Raw genomic sequence first — 1,511 nt, forward strand, 5'->3', positions numbered from 1 at the left:
TGGGTGATGAGATGGACGCTCCCAAATCGGCGTCAATGCGCCAAACTGATAGTTGCAAACACAGTTATTAGGAGAGTCCATCATGAATAACGTTAGCACGCTTTCAATTGATCTAGCAAAAAATGTATTCCAACTTTTATCGTTTGATAAGCAAGGTAATAAATGTTTTTCCAGAAGGTTAGATAGAGCAAAGCTCTTGCAAACATTGACCCAATTACCTGCTTGTAATGTTGTTATGGAATCATGCTCAACGTCTCATTATTGGGGGCGGTACTGCTTACAAGCTGGGCACCAAGTTCAGCTTATCCCTGCGCAACATGTTACCCCTTTTGTCCGTGGCAATAAAAACGATAAAAATGATTGTATGGCGATTTATGAAGCGAGCCTTCGACCTAACATTCGCTTTGTTCCTGTAAAAACAGAGCATCAACAAGCAATCCTAGCACTACATCGCTATCGGGAACGGCTCATACATAATCGAACCGCCTGCATCAACCAAACATGTGGTTTGTTACTTGAATTTGGCATCGTCATCAAAAAGAGCTTAAAGTCTTTTCGTGCAACCATTGCTGATCTGCTCAACCGTAATTTACATGGAGCTTTAAATCTACTCCTCAGAGACGTTTATGAAGAAATGCAAAAGTTAGACGCCAATATTAAAAATGTAGAGGCACAATTTAAGCAGTTTAATGAACAGAGCCAGGCTGCTCAAATTATCCAATCCATCCCCGGAATTGGGATTATCAACGCATCGGCATTGAGTGCCACAATAGATAAAGGGCAAGCATTTTCTAATAAAAAGGAGTTGGCTGTGTGGCTTGGGATCACACCACGTCAATATGCTTCGGGTGAAACCAATAAGATGGGAGGGATCACCAAACGAGGTGACCGTTATCTAAGAAAACAACTCATTCATGGTGCCCGTACAGTGGTCAATCATGCGCACAAAAAGCAGGATGATTTAAACAAATGGATCAACGCATTGGTAGAACGTCGCGGTAAAAATAAAGCGGTGGTGGCCACGGCCCACCGATTGGCTCGCTTAATGTGGATATTGCTACAAAGAAATGAACCTTATAAAGCCCAATATACACAAAGTGAGGCGCAATCATGACTCAAATTATGGCTATCAAGGAGCTCGGTTGTGACAAGGGCCTCAAGCCCGAGTGGGTGTTTATGAGCCCTTGGTAGCCATATTCTCATTGCTGTAAATATAACGATGAACAAAAGATCAAACCTACCTAGTTAAACCCGTTATAGGCAAGGCATTCAATGCCGCGTGGGTGTATTCTACTTTTTGGGTGACTAGGTTCGAAACTCATTAGGGGCGCTGAAATTCAGTTAAGCCCGAATATATGTCAGAGCAGCACCTTATTTAAGGTGACTCAAAGTGACTGTTTATCAATACATACAAATAGTAAATGAGAGATAAATAAAAGAAGCAACAAGGCTGTTAAAACAACCTTGTTGGATGAGTATTACTTGACAGCAGCTGAGCGTCCATATATGTC

General features: G+C 41.9%; 1 protein-coding gene. It reads left to right on the forward strand.

Annotated features, from left to right (window positions below):
• Positions 1 to 82: 82 nt before the first annotated feature.
• Positions 83 to 1,114 (forward strand): IS110 family transposase, encoded by a 1,032-nt coding sequence (locus MHN32_RS23565; protein WP_102056325.1) that lies wholly within the window; start codon positions 83 to 85, stop codon positions 1,112 to 1,114.
• The last annotated feature ends 397 nt before the right edge of the window (positions 1,115 to 1,511 follow it).

It is taken from the genome of Pseudoalteromonas sp. Of11M-6 (assembly GCF_022347905.1).
Lineage (GTDB): Bacteria > Pseudomonadota > Gammaproteobacteria > Enterobacterales > Alteromonadaceae > Pseudoalteromonas.

Coding starts and splice junctions, on each gene's coding strand:
- MHN32_RS23565 (WP_102056325.1), top strand. CDS start 83: ATGAATAACGTTAGCACGCTTTCAATTGATCTAGCAAAAAATGTATTC.